Annotated in this window: 16 protein-coding genes; 6 read left to right on the forward strand and 10 right to left on the reverse strand. The window is 67.4% G+C overall.

Going from position 1 to position 20437, the window contains the following annotated elements; genetic code table 11:
- Nucleotides 1-102: 102 nt before the first annotated feature.
- From purT to AC5Y47_RS14165, 3 genes are read left to right on the forward strand one after another with little or no spacing between them, the layout of a single operon-like run.
- Nucleotides 103-1251: a formate-dependent phosphoribosylglycinamide formyltransferase gene (gene purT / locus AC5Y47_RS14155; protein ID WP_499944629.1), complete on the forward strand. Its 1149-nt coding sequence runs from the start codon at nucleotides 103-105 to the stop codon at nucleotides 1249-1251.
- A complete protein-coding gene (locus tag AC5Y47_RS14160; protein ID WP_499944630.1) occupies nucleotides 1248-1667 on the forward strand; it encodes a rhodanese-like domain-containing protein in 420 nt (139 codons plus the stop codon). Before purT ends, AC5Y47_RS14160 begins: the two co-directional genes overlap by 4 nt.
- Complete coding sequence (locus AC5Y47_RS14165; protein WP_499944631.1) at nucleotides 1667-2860, forward strand: O-succinylhomoserine sulfhydrylase; 1194 nt, start codon at nucleotides 1667-1669, stop codon at nucleotides 2858-2860. The genes AC5Y47_RS14160 and AC5Y47_RS14165 overlap by 1 nt, the downstream gene beginning before the upstream one ends.
- A 67-nt stretch (nucleotides 2861-2927) precedes the next feature.
- Here AC5Y47_RS14165 and AC5Y47_RS14170 read toward each other — a convergent pair whose 3' ends face one another.
- Genes AC5Y47_RS14170 through AC5Y47_RS14180 form a run of 3 tightly spaced genes read right to left on the reverse strand, consistent with a single transcriptional unit; the run spans nucleotide 2928 to nucleotide 5803 of the window.
- A complete protein-coding gene (locus tag AC5Y47_RS14170; protein ID WP_499944632.1) occupies nucleotides 2928-4355 on the reverse strand; it encodes an NAD(P)/FAD-dependent oxidoreductase in 1428 nt (475 codons plus the stop codon).
- A 48-nt stretch (nucleotides 4356-4403) separates the two neighbouring features.
- Complete coding sequence (locus AC5Y47_RS14175; protein WP_499944633.1) at nucleotides 4404-4889, reverse strand: hemerythrin domain-containing protein; 486 nt, start codon at nucleotides 4887-4889, stop codon at nucleotides 4404-4406.
- On the reverse strand, nucleotides 4886-5803 hold the full coding sequence (locus AC5Y47_RS14180) for a Rieske (2Fe-2S) protein (protein WP_499944634.1): 918 nt from the start codon (nucleotides 5801-5803) through the stop codon (nucleotides 4886-4888). The genes AC5Y47_RS14175 and AC5Y47_RS14180 overlap by 4 nt, the downstream gene beginning before the upstream one ends.
- A 97-nt stretch (nucleotides 5804-5900) precedes the next feature.
- Between AC5Y47_RS14180 and AC5Y47_RS14185 the strand changes: the two genes are divergently transcribed.
- Together AC5Y47_RS14185 and AC5Y47_RS14190 are read left to right on the forward strand one after the other, a co-directional pair.
- Complete coding sequence (locus tag AC5Y47_RS14185; protein ID WP_499944635.1) at nucleotides 5901-7214, forward strand: aminotransferase class I/II-fold pyridoxal phosphate-dependent enzyme; 1314 nt, start codon at nucleotides 5901-5903, stop codon at nucleotides 7212-7214.
- Between the two features lie 27 nt (nucleotides 7215-7241).
- Nucleotides 7242-8753, forward strand: coding sequence for a cytochrome P450 (locus AC5Y47_RS14190; protein ID WP_499944636.1), 1512 nt, complete (start codon nucleotides 7242-7244; stop codon nucleotides 8751-8753).
- Here AC5Y47_RS14190 and AC5Y47_RS14195 read toward each other — a convergent pair.
- The 6 genes from AC5Y47_RS14195 to AC5Y47_RS14220 all read right to left on the reverse strand — a co-directional run bounded on the left by AC5Y47_RS14195 (nucleotide 8750) and on the right by AC5Y47_RS14220 (nucleotide 18204).
- Nucleotides 8750-11722 carry a thiamine pyrophosphate-binding protein gene (locus AC5Y47_RS14195; RefSeq protein WP_499944637.1) on the reverse strand — a complete coding sequence of 991 codons (2973 nt, stop codon included), beginning with the start codon at nucleotides 11720-11722 and terminating at the stop codon, nucleotides 8750-8752. The genes AC5Y47_RS14190 and AC5Y47_RS14195 overlap by 4 nt on opposite strands.
- A complete protein-coding gene (locus AC5Y47_RS14200) occupies nucleotides 11715-12713 on the reverse strand; it encodes a pyridoxal phosphate-dependent aminotransferase (RefSeq protein WP_499944638.1) in 999 nt (332 codons plus the stop codon). Before AC5Y47_RS14200 ends, AC5Y47_RS14195 begins: the two co-directional genes overlap by 8 nt.
- A 44-nt stretch (nucleotides 12714-12757) precedes the next feature.
- Nucleotides 12758-13840, reverse strand: a complete 1083-nt coding sequence (locus tag AC5Y47_RS14205; RefSeq protein ID WP_499944639.1) for a UbiA family prenyltransferase — start codon at nucleotides 13838-13840, stop codon at nucleotides 12758-12760.
- A 21-nt stretch (nucleotides 13841-13861) separates the two neighbouring features.
- Nucleotides 13862-16342 carry an ABC transporter permease gene (locus AC5Y47_RS14210; protein ID WP_499944640.1) on the reverse strand — a complete coding sequence of 827 codons (2481 nt, stop codon included), beginning with the start codon at nucleotides 16340-16342 and terminating at the stop codon, nucleotides 13862-13864.
- The gene (locus tag AC5Y47_RS14215) at nucleotides 16339-17013 is read right to left on the reverse strand and encodes an ABC transporter ATP-binding protein (protein ID WP_499944642.1); all 675 of its coding nucleotides are present in this window, start codon (nucleotides 17011-17013) and stop codon (nucleotides 16339-16341) included. Before AC5Y47_RS14215 ends, AC5Y47_RS14210 begins: the two co-directional genes overlap by 4 nt.
- 72 nt (nucleotides 17014-17085) lie before the next feature.
- Entirely contained in the window at nucleotides 17086-18204 is a 1119-nt protein-coding gene (locus tag AC5Y47_RS14220) for an FAD-dependent monooxygenase (RefSeq protein WP_499944643.1), read from the reverse strand.
- Between the two features lie 87 nt (nucleotides 18205-18291).
- On the opposite strand from AC5Y47_RS14220, the gene AC5Y47_RS14225 reads away from it, so the two are divergent.
- Nucleotides 18292-19839 (forward strand): HNH endonuclease signature motif containing protein, encoded by a 1548-nt coding sequence (locus tag AC5Y47_RS14225; RefSeq protein ID WP_499944644.1) that lies wholly within the window; start codon nucleotides 18292-18294, stop codon nucleotides 19837-19839.
- On the opposite strand, the gene AC5Y47_RS14230 is transcribed toward AC5Y47_RS14225, so the two are convergent.
- Nucleotides 19836-20429 (reverse strand): hypothetical protein, encoded by a 594-nt coding sequence (locus tag AC5Y47_RS14230; RefSeq protein ID WP_499944645.1) that lies wholly within the window; start codon nucleotides 20427-20429, stop codon nucleotides 19836-19838. The genes AC5Y47_RS14225 and AC5Y47_RS14230 overlap by 4 nt on opposite strands.
- Nucleotides 20430-20437: the final 8 nt, after the last annotated feature.

Genomic DNA, 20437 nt, shown 5'->3' on the forward strand with positions numbered 1-20437 from the left:
GACACCTGACTGGTACTGCCCAAAGAGTTTCACAAGAGTTTCACCAAAACTCAAAAAGAGGCACACCGCTGTGTTGCGGCGGCCCCGCCCTATCCTTGAGCGGTGACTGACGGCGGGACCGAGGAACAGGGCGAGGGGGTCACCACGGCGTGGCCCATCGAGGCGCCGGTGGCAGCCGGACCGCGGGTGCTGCTGCTGGGCTCCGACGAGTCCGCCCGGGAACTGACGGTGGCGCTGCAGCGCCTGGGTGCCGAGGTGTACACCGACGACGTCGAGACACAGCGCACGCCGGACTTCGTGGTGGCGCTCGGCGATGTCGCCGACGTGGCAGCCGTGGCCGCCCGGGAATCTTCGGACACCGAGTTGGTGCCCGGGGCGCGCGCGGTGCAACTCACCGCCGACTCCGAAGGCTTGCGCCGGCTGGCCGCCGACGAACTCGGCCTGCCCACCGCGCCGTTCTGGTTCGTCGAGTCACTGGCCGAACTGGAGGCGGTGGGCGCGCATGCCGGCTTCCCGCTGCTGGTCAAACCCGCCGCCGGCCCGGGCGGCAGGGGACGGTCGGTGGTGGAGTCGGCCGAGGAGATCGCTGCGGCCTACGAAGCTGCCACCGAAGACGGCAACGGCCGCGTCTGGGCCGAAACGGTGGTGGACGTCGAATTTCTGGTCACGCTGATCGTGGTGCGCAGCGAAGGCCCGTCCGGTCCGGTCATCGAGTTCTGCAGCCCGATCGGGCACCGCAGCGAACCCGACGGCGAGCTGGAATCGTGGCAGCCCCAGCAGATGAGCACCGCCGCGCTGGACGCGGCCAGGTCGATCGCCGCGCGGATCGTCAAAGCCCTGGGTGGACGCGGGGTGTTCGGCGTCGAGCTGATGGTCAACGGGGACGAGGTGTACTTCGCAGAAGTCACCGCCGGCCCGCCGGACAGCGCCTGGGTAACCGTGCGCAGCCAGCGACTTTCGGCTTTCGAGCTGCAGGCCCGGGCGATCCTGGGGGTGGCGGTGGACACCATGATGGTGTCTCCGGGAGCGGCCCGGCTGGTCACGCGGGAGACCGCCGCAAAGCCCGACGCAGACGTGCTCGCCGCCGCGCTCGGCGTCCCGGAAAGCGACCTGCGGATATTCGAATCGGCATCACCGGACCGGGCGTCCAGCCGGGGGCTGGCCCTGGCCACCGCGCCCGAGCTGTCCGCTGCCCGCGACCGCGCCCGGCAGGTCGCGGAACGGCTGAATGTGCGAGACTCTCGCGCGTGAGTTACGCAGGAGATATCACGCCACTCGAGGCCTGGAAACTGATCGTGGAGAACCCCCAGACCGTGCTGGTGGACGTGCGCACCGACGCCGAATGGAGTTTCGTCGGCGTTCCCGACCTGTCCAGTGTGGGCCGTGACGTGCTCTTCATCGAGTGGAACAAGTCCAACGGACAACACAACGCCAACTTCCTGTCCGAATTGCGGAACCAGATCGCCCCGGCCGGTGACGCCGAGCGCCCGGTGGTGTTCCTGTGCCGTTCGGGCAATCGATCCATCGGCGCCGCCGAAGTCGCCACCGAGGCCGGCATCACGCCGTCCTACAACGTGCTCGACGGCTTCGAAGGCCAACTCGACTCGCGCGGTCACCGCGGTCAAACGGGTTGGCGCGCGCTCGGATTGCCCTGGAAGCAGGGCTAGTGTCGGCGTTGCCCGAGGGCGTCGGCCCGGCCACGATCGGGGTGCGCGGCGGACTGACCCGAACCGGGTTCGAAGAGACGGCCGAGGCCATGTTCCTGTCCTCGGGCTACGTGTACCCCTCGGCGTCCGTTGCCGAGCAGTCCTTCACCGGCGAGGTCGACCACTACGTCTACTCGCGCTACGGCAACCCGACCGTGTCGATGTTCCAGGACCGGCTGCGACTGATCGAGGGCGCCCCGGCCGCGTTCGCCACGGCCAGCGGCATGGCCGCGGTGTTCGTCTCGCTGGGCGCGCTGCTCGGCGCGGGGGACCGGCTGGTCGCCGCGCGCAGCCTGTTCGGCTCCTGCTTCGTGGTGTGCAACGAGATCCTGCCGCGCTGGGGCGTGGAAACCGTATTCGTTGACGGCGACGACCTCGCCCAGTGGGAACAAGCCCTGTCGGTCCCCACCCAGGCGGTGTTCTTCGAGACACCGTCCAACCCGATGCAGTCGTTGGTCGATATCGCCGCGGTCACCGAGCTGGCCCACGCCGCGGGCGCGAAAGTGGTGCTGGACAACGTCTTTGCGACGCCGCTGCTGCAACAGGGGTTCCCGCTCGGGGTCGACGTGGTGGTGTACTCGGGCACCAAGCACATCGATGGTCAGGGCCGGGTGCTGGGCGGGGCCATCCTCGGCGACAAGGAGTACATTGACGGTCCGGTGCAGAAACTCATGCGCCACACCGGCCCCGCGATGAGCGCTTTCAACGCCTGGGTCATGCTCAAAGGCCTTGAGACGCTTGCTGTTCGGGTCGAGTACAGCAATTCCTCGGCGCACCGCATCGCTGAGTTCCTGGAGGGGCATCCGGCGATCAGCTGGGTGCGTTATCCGTTCCTGCGGTCGCACCCGCAGCACGACCTGGCCAAGCGCCAGATGACCGGCGGCGGAACGGTTGTCACGTTCGAACTCGACGCGCCCGAGGGTGCCGCCAAGCAACGGGCCTTCGAGGTGCTGGACAAGCTGCGGCTGATCGACATCTCCAACAACCTCGGCGACACCAAATCCCTTGTCACACACCCGGCTACGACGACGCACCGGGCGATGGGCCCGGAAGGTCGCGCCGCCATCGGCTTGGGCGACGGCGTGGTGCGCATCTCGGTCGGCCTGGAAGGCACCGACGACCTGATCGCCGACATCGACCAGGCCCTGAGTTAGCGCGAGCAGACACAAAAGCCCCCATTTCGTACCGAAATGAGGGGCTTTTGTGTCTGCTCGCGCGGGGCTAGCCGGCCTTCTGCTCGGCTTTTTCGGCCTGCTCGGCAGCCGCCAGCGCGCCCTGGCTCTCGGCAGCGGAGAGTCCCTGGCTTTCCTCCATCCACTTGGTCACCACGCGGGCGTAGATCATCTGGCTGGTGATCGCCATCTGCCCCCGGGTACGGCCGACGAAGGAGATCACCCAGGAGAACAACGCGGCGATCCGGTTCCGGTGGCCCACCAGGTATGCAACGTGCAAAACCAGCCAGGCCAGCCAGGCGATGAACCCGCCGAACTCCAGCTTGCCGACCTGTGCCACGGCGCTGTACCGCGAGATCGTCGCCATGCTGCCCTTGTTGAAGTAATTGAACGGCTCGCGGGTGGCTGGATCGTCCTTGCTTTTGACGATGTTCTTGATCACCTTGGTGGCGTACTTCGCACCCTGGATCGCGCCCTGCGCCATGCCGGGCACGCCCTCCACCGATGCCAGGTCGCCGATGACGAAGACGTTCGGGTGTCCCTTGACGGTGAGGTCGGGTTCCACCACCACGCGCCCGGCCTTATCCGTCTCGGTGCCGTCGGACTGCTTGGCGACCAGCTCGCCCAGCTTGCTGGCCTGCACGCCGGCGGCCCACACCTTGACCGCGCATTCGATACGGCGCTCGCCGGTCTCCTTCTCCTTGATCGTGATGCCCTTGTAGTCCACGGCGGTCACCATGGCGTTGAGCTGGACCTCGACGTCCATTTTCTCCAGCCGTCGCTGCGCTTTGCCGCCCAACTTCTCACCCATCGGCGGCAGGACCAGGGGCGCGGCGTCGACCAGCACCACCCGGCACTCGCTGGGTGTGATGGTCCGGAACGCCCCGGCCAGGGTGCGCTCGGCGAGTTCGACGATCTGTCCGGCCACCTCGACGCCGGTCGGTCCGGCACCGACCACCACGAAGGTCAGCCGCCGTTCCCGCTCCTCGTGATCGGTGCTCACCTCGGCGGCCTCGAACGCACCGAGGATGCGACCGCGCAGCTCCAGCGCATCGTCGATCGTCTTCATGCCGGGCGCGAACGTGGCGAATTCGTCGTTGCCGAAGTAGGACTGCTGGGATCCGGACGCGACGATCAGGCTGTCGTATTCGGTGACGGTCTCCATGTCCATCAACTTCGACGTGACCCTCCGGGCCTTCAGGTCGATGTCGTTGACCTCGCCCAGCAACACCCGCACGTTCTTCTGCCGTCGCAGGATCAGCCGGGTGGTGGGGGCGATGTCACCTTCGGACAGGATGCCCGTCGCCACCTGATAAAGCAGCGGCTGGAACAGGTGGGTGGTGGTCTTGGAGATCAGGGTGATGTCGACGTCGGCGCGCTTGAGTTTCCTGGCCGCGTTCAGACCGCCGAAACCGCTTCCGATGATGACGACGTGATGGCGCTTGTCGGCGGTCGAGACTTCGCTGGATGGCGTCATGGTCCTCCTATACCGTGCGACTCCATCCGGTAAACGTTATCCGCGTGCTCAGAACGCCCGCAACAGTGCGGCCCGCCCTTTCACGTGCAGTCGCTGCAGCCTCGAGTTGCGCAACTTGTCCATCCGTTCGGCCATCTCCCGGCCCAGCCGGTCGAGTTCCTCGGCGCTCAGATCCACCGGGGCCGGCGGCGGGACCAGGTCACGCTCCTCCTCGTCGGCGTGCGCCTCGAGGACCGTCAGGAAGGAATTCCACTCGGCTTCGTAGTCCGGGGATTTCGGCGAGGTGCGCAAGGCCACGGCCAGCTGGTCGTAGATCTGCCGGTGCTCGGCGTGCGCGATCGCGATCAGCTTGGTGGCGGCCGCCATCGCCGGGTAGTACAGGTCGTCCTCGATGCGCATGTGGATGTCGAACTCGAGCAGCAGGTCGTCGATGCATTTCTCGCGTTCGGGGGTACCGGCCGGCGCCTCACGCAGTCGGCCGCCCAACTTGCGCAGCAAATTGTGGTGGTCTTTGAGCACGTCGTAGGCGTTCATCCGCGGACCTCGATCTTGCCCTCGTGCAACCGCGCCTGGTAGCACGGCAGCGGCGCGGCCGCCGGACCGCGGACCACCTGCCCGGACTGGGCGTCGAATTGCGAACCGTGCCAAGGGCATACGATGCGGCCGCGGTCAAGCCAGCCGTCGGCCATCGGTGCGGCCAGGTGCGGGCAGAACTCGCCGACCGCGGACACCTCGTCCTCCTCGCTCCGGCACAGGACCACCCCGACCCCGTCCACCTCGACGCGCTGCAGTTGTCCTTGCGGCAACTCCGTCTCGGCCAGCACCGGCGTCCAATCCGGTAGCTGCAGCCGCGGGCCGGACTGGTCGATCCCGATCCCGGATCCGAACACCAGCGATCCGCCGAGGAAACCACTGCCGGTCGCAATGCCGTAGCCGACCGCGCTGATCACCGTGCCGCGCAGCTGACGCCCGCGCCGCCGCTCGCGCCACGACGTGATGTAGAGCGAGGTCGCGACCAGGTTCAGCACGCCGTGCACCAGCCCGACGCGGCGGTCTTCCTCGTGGGTGTGTTGCCAGTCGGTGACGCCGGTGACGGCCGAGGCGAGGTTGGCCAGGATGCCGATGCCGAGTGCGTTCTGGGCGAAGCGTGCCGAGTCGCGTCGCTCGAACGGGGGTCGATGCGGCAACGCGTGCAACACGTCGAGGGCCACGGTGGTTCCGATCGCACCGCTTGCCAGCGAGGCCAGCGGCGGATGCGCCGGGTGCCCCAGCCAGACCCCGTTGAGCAGGTTCGTAATCCGATTACGTGCTCCGCCAAGCGCATTGAACACGAAGCTGAGCACGTTCTCGAGCCGGTAGCTGGGCCGGTCGAGCCATTCCTGGCGACCGATGAACGCAAGAATCCGTTTCCCGATGCCGTCGTCGGGGCGCACGAGTTGATCCACCATCTAAAGCTTTCCTCTCACTGTGAGGTTAAACCTAGCATTGTTTGTCATAGGACAAAAATACACAGTTGGGCGCGTCGGCGCCGGTACATTGACTCCCGTGCCGCCGATTTCCGGGTCGACCGCCAGCGCGATCGCGGACAGCGTCCGTGATCTCGTGTCGCGCGGGGATCTCGCGCCGGGCGCGGTGCTGCCGCCGATCCGCGCGTTGGCCACCGAACTTCAGGTCAACCGCAACACCGTCGCCGCGGCGTATCGGCAACTTGTGTCGGCCGGTGTGGCGGTTGCCGAGGGGCGCCGCGGGACCGCGATCGCCGAGATGCCCGACCTGGACGCCGAGCAGCTGCCCTCGTCCGGGCTGGTCGATCTGGCCAGCGGAAACCCGGATCTCAGGCTGTTGCCCGATCTGCTTGCGGCGCTGCGCCGCTCGCAATACCGGCCCACGCTGTACGGGGCGCCGGCGGTCGAACCCCGGCTGATGGCGGTGGCCGAGCGGATGTTCGCGCCCGATGTCGAAAGCGTCGGCGCGGCCGACATCGTCGTGACCCACGGCGCCGTCGACGCCGTGGAGCGCGTGCTCAGCATCTGCCTGACCCGCGGGGACGCGGTCGCCGTCGAAGACCCGTGCTTTCTGGTCAGCATCGGTACCGTCCGGCTCAACGGCTATCAGCGGGTGCCCGTCCCGGTCGACGAGTACGGCATGACGGTGGCCGGACTCCGCAACGCGATCGCCAATCGCGGTGCCCGGGCGGTGATCGTCACCCCTCGAGCACACAACCCGACCGGCGTGAGCATCGACGAGCGGCGTGCCGCGGCGCTGCGGGCGGTGCTGGCGGACTATCCGGAAGTGCTGGTCATCGAGGACGACTACTTTTCGCTGGTGTCGTCGGCGCCGTACTGCCGGGTGACCCCGCCCTCGACGTACAACTGGGCGCTGGTGCGTTCCGTCGCCAAGTTTCTGGGCCCGGACATCCGGGTCGCGATGGTGGCCGCCAACCCGCAGACCGCTGCGCTGATCGGCGCCAGATTGCGGGCGGGCAAGACCTGGGTGAGTCATCTGCTGCAGGCGGCGGCAGCGCACATGCTCACCGATGCCGCGACGGTCGCACGGCTGGGCCGTGCCCGGCGAACCTACGCCAAACGCGGTCACGTGCTCGCGGAAGCGCTTGCGGCCAAGGGCATTTCGCCGCTGGGTTCGCCCGACGGGCTGAATCTGTGGGTGGACCTTGCCGACCCGGAGACGGTCGACGCGACGGTCGCACGGCTGACGCGGGCAGGTTGGGCGGTGCAGCCCGGGGACATCTTCGCCGTCGATCCCTACCGTCCCCGGTGCGGCATCCGGATCACCTCGGCGAGCATCACCGTGCGGCAGGCAACGCGGTTCGCCGCCGACCTGGCCGCCGCGGTAACTTAGGCGTGCCTAACGAAAGGTTGTGACACGTTGACCGCTGCGGAAGAGCCGCCGTACCGGCCCTACGAGCAGGAAAGCGACGAGCCAACCGGCCTCCCGCCCGTGCTAGCCCCCGTCGTCGCACCGCGGACGCGCGAGGACCCGCTGTGGCCGACCCGGCTGTCGGTGCCTACGCTGCTCAGCGCCGCGCGCGGTTCCGGCCGTCCGGCGCCGTTGCCGCCCGGTCCCAAGGGCTTGCCGGTGTTCGGCTCCTTCTTCGAGCTGCGCAAGGATCCCTTCGAGCTGATCAGTCGCGGTGCGGCCGGCTACGGCGACATGTTCCGCATCCCGATGCCGTTGCTGGACATGGTCGCGGTGACCCACCCGGACCTGTTGTGCGAGTTCATGGATGACTCCGAGGGCCGCTACAGCCGCTACGACCTGCTCGGTCCGTTGCTGAAGGTGATCGGCGCGAACAGCATCATGCTGGAAGGGCCCAAGCTGCGGGAACGCCGCAAGATGCTGATGCCGATGTTCACCCGTCGGCACCTGACCACGATGGCCGACATCTTCAGCAGCGAATTCGACGAACGGCTCACCCGGTGGGGATCCTTCGCGGGCACCGGAGCGCCGGTGGACCTGCAGTACGAGATATCGCTGTTGACGTTGAAGGTCTATCTGAAGACGTTGTTCTCGGCCTCGATCGGGGAACGGGAACTGCGCCGTCTTGACGCCGACATGCGGGCCATCACCGGCCTGCTCGGGATGACCACGTTGATGGTGCCGTTCCCCAATCTGCTGCCGCACAAAGGGCGATCCAGCCTGCTGCCGGCGCTGACCCGGATCTATCGCCTGGTCGGACGCTTGATCAAGGACCGCAAGAAAAACCCGCTGGAGACCCCGGACTTCCTGGACACACTGCTGGAGGCCCGCTACGAGGACGGCTCGCCCATCTCCCGGCCCGACCTGGCCGCCGAGATCGTCGGACTGCTCGGTGGCGCGTATGACCCCACCGGCGCGGCACTGAGCTGGACGGTGGCGTTGCTGCTGACGAACCCCGACCAGCTGGCCGGGCTGTATGAGGAGATCGATGTGCTGGGCGGGTCGCTGCCCACCTTCGACGACGTGTCCCGGCTGGGCTGGACCAGGGCCTGCTTCGACGAGGGCCAGCGGATGCAGGGACACCCGTTCTTCCCGCGGTTCTGCATGACCGACAACGAGCTGGGCGGCTATCGGCTGCCCAAGTACACGCTGGTCGGTGCCTCGATGTCGGTGGTGCACCGCGACCCGAGATGGTGGCCGGACCCGGACCGGTTCGACCCCACCCGGTTCACCGACCCCGACCAGGTGCGAGCGCGGCCACGGCTGGCGTTCATGCCGTTCAGCTCGGGACAACACTTCTGCCTGGGCACCACGATGGCCTACATGGCGGCGCAGTTCTTCCTGACCATCCTGTTCCAGCGCTACCGGTTGAGCGTGCCGGACGGTTGGCAGCCCGAACCGCAGTTCACCTTCTCCGTGATGGTCAAGGGCGGACTGCCGGTTACGGTGTCGCGTGCCTAGTCCGCGATGCCCTTCTCATACAGCTTGCCCGCCACGACGGCGCGGGTGACCTCGCCGAACGTGCCGGCCCCGTCGCGGCCCTCTTTGGACCAGGCGACGAAGAACCCGGCGACCTGGCGCCAGTGCTTGCGGCCGGCCTGCACCGGGGCGTCGTTGAGCACGCACCGCGCGTCGATCAGGTAGGGCCGGTTCACGCTGATCGCCTCGTTGAAGGCGGCGCGGAAATCGCGCAGGGTGTCGACCCGGCGGGACTCGATGCCGACGGACGCGGCGTACTGCGCGAAGTTGATGTCCGGGATCGCCGAGCCGCGGTCCGGCCAGCCCATGATCTCGCTCTCGAACTTGATCGCGGCCAGCGCCAGATTGTTGACGACGACGAAGACCACCGGTTTGGTGACACCGACCGATGAGCGAATCTGGTTGAGCGTCACCGATGTTCCGCCGTCGCCGGCGACCGCGACCACCAGTCGGGTGTCGGTGTTCTTGGCCGCTGCGATCGCCGCCGGGACCGCAAAGCCCATGGTGCCGAACGATGCCGACCAGATGCTGCGCGTCATCGACGTGATGTACCGGTACACCCACAGCGTGTTGACGCCGACGTCCGCGCACACCGTGGAGATCCCGTCGAACCGGGCGAGCTCGTCGTCGATGGCTTGGGTGAGGTTGGACGCGCGCAGCGGGGCGCGTTCGACGGGGCGCAGCCGGGGGCGGCGGCGTGGCCGCGGGGGCGACGGCTGCTCGGGAGCGTCGGCGCGCAGCGCGCCGACCATCGCCTCCAGCGTGGTCACCGCGTCGCCCAGCACGCAGATGTCCTGCTCTTTGAGTCGCAGCATCGCGTTGGGGTCGACGTTGACCACGATGGTGCGCCCGGTTGCGCCCAGGTCGAAGGCCGACCCGCGGTTGGACACGCCGACCAGCAGCAGCACGTCGGCGCGGGCGACCTGCTGGAACGCGCGCAGGTCACCCGAGCCGCCGACGCGGCCGTGGGCGCGCAGGCCGGGGCTGTCCACCACCGAGTCGCCGCCCATCGTCAGGTGCACCGAGCAGCCCAGCAGGGCCGACAGCTCGGTGAGTAGGTCCGTGCAACCGGCGGCGCCGCGACCGGCGACGACGGCCACCCGGGGCGCGGAGCGGATCGCGGCGATCGCCTCGTCCAGCGCCGCATGGTCCGGCGGGGCCGGCCTCGGGGCCGGTATCTCGGTCCGGCTGTCGCAGTCGTCCCATCGTGTTTCCAGCGCGTCGCGTCGGACCTGCAGATGCACCACGCCGCCGCCCGGCGCCGCGGCGGCCGCGCACGCGGCTCTGACCGTCGCGGCCGCCGTCGTCACGTCATCGACAACGTAGTGCGCCACGGTGACCTCGTCGAGCACCCGCTGCGCGTCGAGATGCCAGGTGTCGGTCTCGACGGTGACGACCAGGATGCGGGCGTTGTCCAGCGCCGCGTCGTAGATCCCGTTGAGCTGCAACAGCAGTGCGGGTCCGGTCGCGGCGACCGTACCGGCCGAGGGACGCCCTGCCTTGCGCAGCCCGGCCGCGCTCATCGATGGCGCCTGGACGTTGGCGTTGCGCTGCGCGGTACCGAACGCGGGCAGTGACGGTGCGCAGAAGTCGCTGATCTGTACCGGCGCAACGAGATTCGTCTGCAGTGCCGCAGCGAGTGACCGTTCGCCGGGACGTACCGGCGCCGCCGGCGCGGCCGGTGCGTTGCGCCGCACGGCGATGAGTGCCGGGCCTTCCGTGCGGGCGGTGCCGGTGCTCAAACCCATCGCGGCGCCGAGATAGCTTATTTTGGAGAGGATTTCGGGCTCGTCGACCTGGCAGCGGATGGATACATTCGCGTCAACCGTCACCAGGCTGGACAGTTCGGCGACGAATTGGCTCAGGTTCGGATAGTCGGTCACCACGACGCTGCGCGACTTCCCGGCCAGCGCGGCCCCGATGCCCATCGGCAGGGCCGCACCGGGGATCCCGGCGATGCTGGACATGCCGGCGTCGTCCGGCAGGTCGGTGAATACCGTTTCTTCGCTTGCGGTTTCGTGTTCTGGCTGGTCCAGGTCCAGCAGTGTCAGCAGCGTGGCTTCGACGTCGCAGACGACCTGCCTGATGTACGGCAAAGCCTTGCCGGTGAACCGGCGGTCGGTCAGTTCGAGCAGGTTCGCGTGCCCGTGGACACGGTGCTTCAGCAATGGGCTGCAACGTCCCACCACCAGCACGTCACCCGCCGGGATCACGCCGGTGCCCGCGACGTCGTACATCGGGCAACTGAGCCGCTCCGAAAGTCCTTGTACCAGGCTGACATACGCGGCATCGGCGCAGGACAGCACGATGGCCAGGTCGTCGGACTTCAGGAACTCGGTGACCGAGCGCAACTCTTCCTTACTCGCCGGCGCGGGCGTCGGCGGCTTGGGTACGAAGAATCCCGTCTCGTTGCCACCGATCGGCGCGTAGAGCACATCGCCGGGAATCGCGACGTGGCAGGCGGTGGATTCGTGCACCGCCGACACGCAGGACCGCGCGAATCGCTCGAACTGCGAGGGGGAGTGGATCAGCACCGACGAGGACGTGCAGGGCTGGAACAGCGCTTCGGAGTCGATCTCCTGGAACGTGTCGCGGCCGATGCTGGCCACCGGAACCTGACCGCTGATGGCCAGCAACGGAATTCGGCCGAGGAATGCCTCGTAGGCGCCGGCAACCAAGTTGGTCGCCCCGGGTCCCGCGGTGCCGAAACACACCCCGAGCCGGCCGGACGCTCTCGCGTAGCCCACGGCCATCAGCGCTGCCGCGGTCTCGTGCCGGGTGGTGACGACCTGAATCTCGCTGCGCTTGCCCGCGGCGTGAATCAACGAGTTCACCGACTCGGCCGGCATCCCGAAGATGTATTCGACACCGAGGGCGATCAGATAGTCCACCAACTCGTCGGCGAACCGCTGTCGCCCAAGCGCGTTGGAGAACAGATGCCGGTTATACATTGATCGGGCTGTAGGTGCTCAACGACGCCATGACGGCATCCACCGAAGCGTCGGATTGAACCGTGATCCGCACGCCGAAGCCGGGATATTCCCGCACCAGTATGCCGTCGTTCAGGGCGTGCCGGAACAGTGTGTGCGAATCCTGCGCGGGCACCCACACGAAGTTTCCCTGCGAGGCGATCCCGCAGTCCATGTCCTGGTCGATCAAAAAGGCCTCCAACCGTTTCCGGTTTGCGACCACGCGCATCACCCGGTCGGTCAGCGGCCCCTGATGCCGCAGCGACTCGGCCGCAGCGATCATCGATACCGAGTTCACCGAGTAGGTCGGGACGGCCGAGCGCACCCGGCCGGCCAGTGCGGCGCCGCTGAAGACTCCGTAGCCGATGCGCAGACCGGCCAAACCGTATGCCTTGGAGAAGCTACGCAGCACCGCGACGCCGTCGAGTTCGGTCACCAGGCGACCCACCGCGTCGGGAGGCAGGGTCTCGTCGAACTCCGCGTAGGCCTGATCGACAACCAGCAGAACATGTTTGGGTAGAGCGTGGCGCAACGCGGCGAGGTCGGCCAGGCTCACCGTGGCGCCGGTGGGGCTGTGTGGCGCGGCGACGATCACCTGCCGGGTCGACGCGTCGACATGGGAAAGGATGCCGTTTAGCGATTGGGTCCCCGGCGGGTCGCTGGCCACCCCGACCGGGACGCCGCCGGCCCGCGCGACCAGCACCGCGTACTCGTCGAACGTCGGCAACCCGAAGATCGTGGACTCTCGCACCGGATCGGCATGCAGGATCGCGTCCAGCACGCCGACGCTGCCCGGACCGATGACGACCTGGTCTCGCGGGACGCCGTGCAGGGCGCTGATGCCCGCGGTCAGTTCCGCGACATGGTGGTGCTGCGGGTAATGGCTGAGGGTGACCGCGCTGGTAGCGAGTAATTCCAGCACCTGCGGGAGGGGGTCGAGGTGCAGTTCGTTGCGGGACAGATCGAAATCCATTCGCAGCTTCCGGGGGTCGCCGTGGTGAGTAATCCGCTTGACCCTCATGGCGTTTCGAAGTCCTCCGCACGCCTGGTGTCCAGCCGCAGCCGGTCGGTGAGCAGCATGATGGCGAATCCGGTGACCACCACCGCGACCGAGACGAACGAGATTCGTTCGATCAGGATCAGCGTCGACAGATATCCGACCGAGACGAACATGTCGTCACGCAGCATGTCGTTCGACGATTTCTGATCGACCGTGTGCACCAGACGCCAGGCTTGAAAACACGCCACTGGCAACCAGATCAGGGCGATCAGATACTTGGCGGCGAGGAAGCCGGCACCCACCGGAACCACGATGGCCGCGTACACCAGCACGGTCGCGACCGCGGCGATCATCGCGGCGCGGCGCCTGGTGGCGCTCAACGTCGCCGACGTCGTCACGTGGACCCGTTTGTCCCCTTCGTAATCCGGCACATTCTTGGTGAGGCCCTTGGCGCAGAACCAGACGAACAGGTACAGGGCCAACGCGCAGTACTGTGGGTCGGTCAGCACAGCGAACCTCAGATCCGAGGCGAGCACCGCGCTCACATACGGATACGCCACCGCGTTCGCGAAATACAGGATGCCGATCCGGGCGCGGGCTTTCATGCGCAACGGTCGGAACGAATACTGTTGGCAGCCAATCAAAGCCAGGAACGTCAGGGCCGCGAACCACGGATTGACCAGCAGCGAGAGCGCGAAGTTGATCGCGGCCAGCAGGTGGGTGTGGCGCAACAGCCGGTCGCGGCCGTAGCGGCTGAGTTCGAACACCCGGGACGGGATGTTCTCGTTGTCCTCGGCGATGTCGGTGTAGATGTTGTAGAGGTTCGCTATCGCGGCGATGTGGTAGGAGACGATCATCCCGACGACGAGGGCCAGTGGTGAGACCTGGCCGGCGACGACACTGGCGAGATAGAAGCCCAGCATGCCCGGGATGCACGTCCTGGGCCGCGAGAACGCCACGAACTGCGCGAGGCGCCAGGTGGCCGGCGCGTCGATGCCGGGGCAGGTCCGCACCAGTTCCAGCCGTTCCGCACTGGGCTTCTGCAGAAACCCGGTTAGCCCGGATGGCCCGGCCGGTGGCGCCGGGCGGGCGTCGGTCATCAGTTGGCGCTCCTCCACGGGCTACTCCACTTCCAAGGCGTCCACGATGGTCGATTTCGCGGCACGAGACGCGGGGAGCAAAGCCCCACTCCAACAGAGGATCACCGCGACCACGACGGTGAGTAGGTCCAGCGGCGAGAACGAATACCGCACGGTGATAGCGGTGACCGAACTCATGATCAGCGTGCCGAGTCGATGCACCACTACGCTGGTCAGCATGCCCAGTGCGCCGCCCAGCAACGCGATGCTGGTCGACTCCACCAGGATCGACTTGGTGATGTAGCGCCGCGACGCACCCATGGCGCGCAGCACGCCGATCTCCCGCTTGCGTTCGATCACCGAGATCATGAACGCGTTGAACAGCGCCATCGCCGCCAACAGCGCCACGATCCACTGCACGAAGACCGCCAGCGAGCCGATCTGGGCCACCGCACCCTTGCCCGAGTCGACGGCGTCCTGTCCGCTGAAGGCGAACAAACCCTTTGCCGCGGCGACCTTTTCGAGCTGTCGCAGCGCGGCGGGCACGTCGCCGGGATTGTCGACGTGCACTTCCAGGTAGGTGGCGCCGTCACGCTGGAACCAGGATTTCATGTGCGACAACGACATTGCGATCATGCCGCGTTCGGTGGTCAGATAGTCGACCACACCGAGGATCTGCACGCTCTGCTCACCGGACGGGGTGCTCAGGGTCAGCGTGTCCCCGACTCGGCGGTCCAGGCGCCTGAGCAGTTGTCGCGATACCACGATGCCGTCGCCGGCCTCGACCTTGGCGCGGACCGCGTGCTCCATCGCGGCGAAGGCGGGGGTCACTGTGCCGGGGTCGGAGCCGACCACCAGAACGCGGTCGCTGCCGACGTTGACGAAGGCGTACTGGACCGGTTTGACGTCGACGACACCGGGGATCGCCCGCACTTCCCGGTCCGTCCCCTGGGGGATCAGCGGGCTGATCGGCACCACTTCCTTCGATGCCGCGGACAGGTACATGTCCGCACCGGCCAACGAGGCGAAGGCATTTCCCGTGGAGTCGACCACGTCGGTCAGCACGCCGCTGGTCACGCTGCCCAGCGCCACCGCGATCATCACGATCATCAGGTTCGCCCACGTCCGTTTGGCCGACGCCGTCATCGTCGAGCGGCTGACCTGACCGGCCGGCCCCATCAGCGCGGCGATCCGGCTGCTCAACGCCACCAGCACCGGACCCAGCGCCCAGCACAGCGTGAGGACACCGACCAGCACCAGAACACCTCCGGCGAAAGTCTTTTCGTCGTGCAGACGCAGTGCGACGAAGAACGCCGCGCCGGTGAGCAGCGCCCCGACGACCACCCCGAGCCAATGCGGGCGGTTCCGGTCGGCACCCAGGCTTTCCAGTTCCACCGGTCGCATCGCGGCGATCGGCGATGCCCGGAAGACCATCATCGCCGGCCAGGCGGCGCCCAGCACGCAGGCCACGATCCCCAGCGAGATCACCACTGTGATCGCGGTTCCCGGGAAGAAGTAGTCCGGTTTGACGTCGACCGACTGCAGCATCAACGGCGGCAGACGCTTGATCGCCAGGAAGCTCATCGCCGCACCCAGCGGCGCCCCCAGCAAGCCACCGAGAAAGCCGAGCAGGGCCACCTCGAGCAGCAGGTCCTTGGCCAACTGTCCGCGCCTGGCGCCCAGCGCGCGCAGCGTGGCGATCATCGGACGGCGTTGCACCACAGCCATATTCATGGTGTTGAAGACGATGAACATCGCGACCACCAGGGCGATCGAACCGACCAGTAGCAAGGTGTCGCGGGTGAGCGAGACGGAGTTGTCGGTCTGGGCGACGCGGAACTGCGGTTCGGCGACCACCGCGCGGTGATCGACCACCCGAACCAGATCGGCGCTCAACGCTTTGAGGTCGGCGCCCGGCTTGGCCACGACGAACACCGACGTCACCCGGCCGGGTTGGTTGAGCAGCTGCTGCGCCATCGGCAGCGGGACGATCAAATAGTCTCCCGCGTTGTACTTCTCGGCGAGATCCCCCTTGGGCACGAAAACCACGTTCACACGGGTGTTGTTGACTTCCACTTGGGCGCCGGCAGCGGTGCCCAGGCCGGGGCCGGCGATCGCGCCGCCGGCCAGCTTGCTCTGATCGGCCTGTTGCACCAGTTCGTTGCCCACCCGGTTGTCCAGCACCCGGATATCGGGGCTGACACCGAGAAGCGTTGTGCCGGAACGGGGAGCATTGACCGTCGCCTTCACGATCGGCTCGGCGGCGGCCACCCCGTCGACCGCGTGCAACTCGGCGACCAGCGATTCGGGCATACCACTGTCGGCCGCGCCGGTGACCTCGAAAGCCGCTCTGCCGTAGAGGTCTTCGGACATCGTCGCCACCGATTTGGTCAACGAGCTGTAAATTCCGGCGATGGCCACCAACAACGCGGTCGCAATCATCACCGCCGCAACGCAACTCAACGATCGTTTCCAGTGCGCAACCGCGTAGCGCAGGTTGAGCAGCCTGAAGCGGGCGATCATGCGGATTCGACGACTTTGCCGTCACGCATGACGATTTCGCGGTCGGCGGCGGCCGCGATCGTCGGGTCGTGCGTCACCATCAGCACCGAGCACGCGCCCTCGTCGGCGATCTTGCGCAACAACGCAAGGATGTTCTTGCCGGACTCCGAATCCAGATTGCCGGTCGGCTCGTCGGCCAGCACCACACCCGGCTTCATGATCAGCGAGCGGGCAATGGCGACGCGCTGCATCTGACCCCCGGACAACTGGAAGGGTTTGTGATCGATGCGGTCGCCCAGCCCCACCATCTCCAGCAATTCGCAGGCGTCCCGGCGGGCCTCCTTGATCGACGACCCGTCCAGCACCCGGGGCATGGCCACGTTCTCCCAGGCGGTCAGCGTGGGCAGCAGGTTGAAGAACTGGAAGATGAACGACACCTTGCGGCGCCGGTATTCGGACTGTTCGTCGTCACTCTTGCGCGACAGCTCCTCGCCGTCGACCGTGATCGAGCCCTGGTCGGGACGGTCGATGCCACCGATGAGGTGCAGCAGCGTGCTCTTGCCCGAACCCGACTGTCCCGTAATGGCCACCAGCTTCTCGGTGCCGAGGGACAAGGTGACGTTGTCGACCGCTTTGACCAGCTCCTGGCCCCGCTGATAGGTCCTGCTGACGCCGGTCATCTCGATCAGCATGTGTAAGGCCCCTGGGAAAGTCGCGACGCAGATTTGGTGCAGGACAGGCTAACCTTACACACCGTTAATTTTCTAGGTGGACGTTTTCCATTCCTGCAGTCGGAGAGTCCGGCGGCTGAAAATCCAGTTCGGAACCAGTGTCATGCCCGTTTCGCGTGCCCAGACCAGCAGCGGATGACGCCACTGGCCGGCGATGCCGATGGCGTGCGATTCGCGCGCGATGCGCTGGGTGCGGGGACGACGGAGCCGGTCGTATCTCTGCAGCGCCTGACCCAGATCCTGGTTGGTGAGTAGGGCACACAGGGTTGCGGCGTCCTCGAGTGCCTGGTTGGCGCCCTGGCCGAGATTCGGCGACATTGCGTGCGCCGCGTCACCGATCAGCACGACGTTGCGGTGCACGTAGGACTTCAGCGGTCCCTCGAGTTCTTCGGCGTGGGTGTAGTGGACGGCCCCGGGATCGGTGGCATCGATCAGTTCGGCGATCGGCTCGTGCCAGTGACCGAAGCGGGTTCGGACCTCGTCGAGAGCTTCGACGCCGGTTTCGTTTTTCGCGCAGTCCGCGACACCGAACCAATACACCCGGCCGTCCTTGAGGGGGGCCAGCCCGAATCGCTCGCCGGCACCCCACGTCTCGCCGCCCTCGCCGATGGGCACGGGCCGGGACGTGAGAGCGCGCCACACCCCGTAGCCGCAACGGCGGGTCGGGCGGTCCTGCGGCAGGCTCGCGCGGACCCGGCTGCGGATGCCGTCGGCTCCGACGATTAGGTCTGCACCGGCGGCGACGTTCTCGTCGTCGGTCCGGATGGCTCCGTCGCTGACCTCGATGACGCGCTGTCCCCACTGCACGGTGCCGGGGGCGAGGGTGCCCAGCAGCGCCGCGTGCAGCTCGGTGCGGTCGACCGCGCGCAGGTGCTCGTATGCCGCCTTGTCGAACGTGACGACGAACCCGCCGTCGGGTTTGCGGATGCCCGACTTGGTGAACGGGGGCACGTCGGCGCAGATCGCCCGGACGGCCGGCCCGAGGCCGAGCTCGTCCAGAGCCCGAAAACCGTTGCCGAAGATGGACAATCCGGCGCGCGGCGGCTGCGAATCGGCCGACCGTTCCAGGACCTGGACTTCCCAGCCCGCCCGCTGCAGTCCGCTGGCGACCGCAAGTCCGGCGATTCCGGCGCCGACGACGACTGCTTTCATGCGCGGCAGCCTAATGAGTGCCCCCACGGTCGGCCCGCATGCACTGGGGGTTCGCGGCCTTCTGCAACCTGTGGTAGTATCGAACGTATGTTCGAACAATCGGATCCGGAGGCTGCTGCCGCGGCGAAGGTGGCGCAGTTCGAGGAGTCGATGGGGGCGGTGTTCGCCCATCGGGAGGCGTTGAGCGAGACCACCGCGGCGTCCACGGCGTGGATGACCCATATTCAAAACGCCGATCGGCTGATCAACCAGGCCGAGGCCACCCAGCTGGCCGCGATCTGGCAGCTGTTTAGCTATCGGCTCTCCCGCAGCGCCGAAACCCAGGCGTGGGCGATCGACACCACGGCCGCGGTGGCCGCCGAAGTGGCCGCAGGCCTGAAGATCAGCCAGTCCTGGGCCTCGGGCAAAGTCCACTATGCCCGCGCCATGGGGGAACGCCTGCCCCAGACCGCGGCGGTGTTCGAGCGCGGGGACATCGGTTTCTCGGCGTTCGCCACGGTGGTCTCGCGCACCGATCTGATCGAGGACCCCCAGGTGCTGGCCCGGGTGGATGCGTTGGTGGCCACCAACATCACCCGCTGGCCCGCCCTGAGCGGCTGGCGGCTCTCGGCGCAGGTCGACAAGATCGTGGCCCGCCTCGACCTCGATGCGGTGCGCCGGCGCAAAAAACGCCAGCGCGACCGCGAGATCTACATCGGAGAAGACTTCGAAGGCCTCAGCGACATCCAAGGCCACCTGGCCAGCCCCGATGCCCGCGCCCTGGACGACAAACTGTCCGCGCTGGCGGCCACCGTGTGCTGCCATGACCCGCGCACCCGCACCCAACGCCGCGCCGATGCCATCGGGGCCCTAGCCGCCGGCAACGAGCGCCTGGCCTGCCGCTGCGACCGCCCGGACTGCACCGCGGCCACCCGCCCACCGGCCGGCCCGGTCGTCATCCACGTCATCGCCACCCACGACAGCCTCAACGGCACCGCCGACCACCCGGCGGCGATGATCGGCGCCGAAGGGCTCATCACCCCCGAACTGCTCGCCGAACTGGCCCAGACCGCCAAACAGGTGCCGCTGATCCACCCCGGGTACTGCGCCCCCGAACCGCACTACCGCCCGTCGAAAGCGTTGGCCGATTTCGTGCGCTGCCGGGACCTGACCTGTCGCTGGCCGGGCTGCGACGTTCCCGCCACCCAGTGTGACCTGGATCACACCATCCCGTGGTCGCAAGGCGGGCCCACCCACCCGGCCAACACCAAGTGCTACTGCCGTACCCACCATTTGGTCAAAACCTTCTGGGGCTGGACCGAACAACAACTACCCGACGGCACCCTGATCCTGACCTCCCCCGCCGGCGACACCCACGTCACCACCCCCGGCAGCGCCCTGCTGTTCCCCAGCCTGTGCACCGCCGTCGGCGGCATGCCCACCCCCGAAACCATTGCGCCCCAAGACCACTGCGCCCAACGCGGCGCGATGATGCCCAAACGCCGCCGCACCCGCGCCCAAAACCGCGCTCAGCGCGTCACCGCCGAACGCCGACACAACCACCAAGCCCGCATGGCCAACCGCCACGCCAGCGTCACCGGCTGGACCGACACCAGCCCACCACCAGGCCCCGACGACGAACCCCCACCCTTCTAGGTGGGCCAGGCACTCGCGGTGGTCCGGTAGTTGCCGTTAGGTCCGCTGCAGAAGTCCGAGTTGCTACCTGCCAACAGCACGAAATAGCCTTCGCCGCGCTTGATGTCGCTGTAGGGCGGGTAACTCCAGCCGCTGTTGCACATCGACGTCGGGGTGCCCACCGTCGCCCTACGCCAACTGTTCTTGACGCACGCCTTCAGCGCTTCACCGTCGGACACGCTGCTTTTGGCGATCACCAGCATGCCGCCACCCCAGTTGCCGTCGGCCCGACGATAGGCCCGCGCCCCGAACCCGGTCCCGTTCACCTGACAACCCAGGGACCGCTGCAACGGCTGAAACACCGTCGCGACGTCGCGGTTGGCCACACCCGAAGCGGCCGTGATGAATGCCGCCGCGTCGTTACCGTCGACCTCTTGGATATTGGCGTCGTGAAAGCTGTACAGCTGCTGCGCAATTGCGGCGTTGGCGCCACCGCCCACCACGGGTCCGCTGCCGGTCGAAGTCATGGTCGGCAGCGCCGGGTCGGCTTGTGCCGTGGGGCACAAGATCACCGAGAAGGCGGCCAGGGCAGCGCTCAACAGAACTCTCATCAGCTACC

It is taken from the genome of Mycobacterium sp. NGS22, from assembly GCF_059813095.1.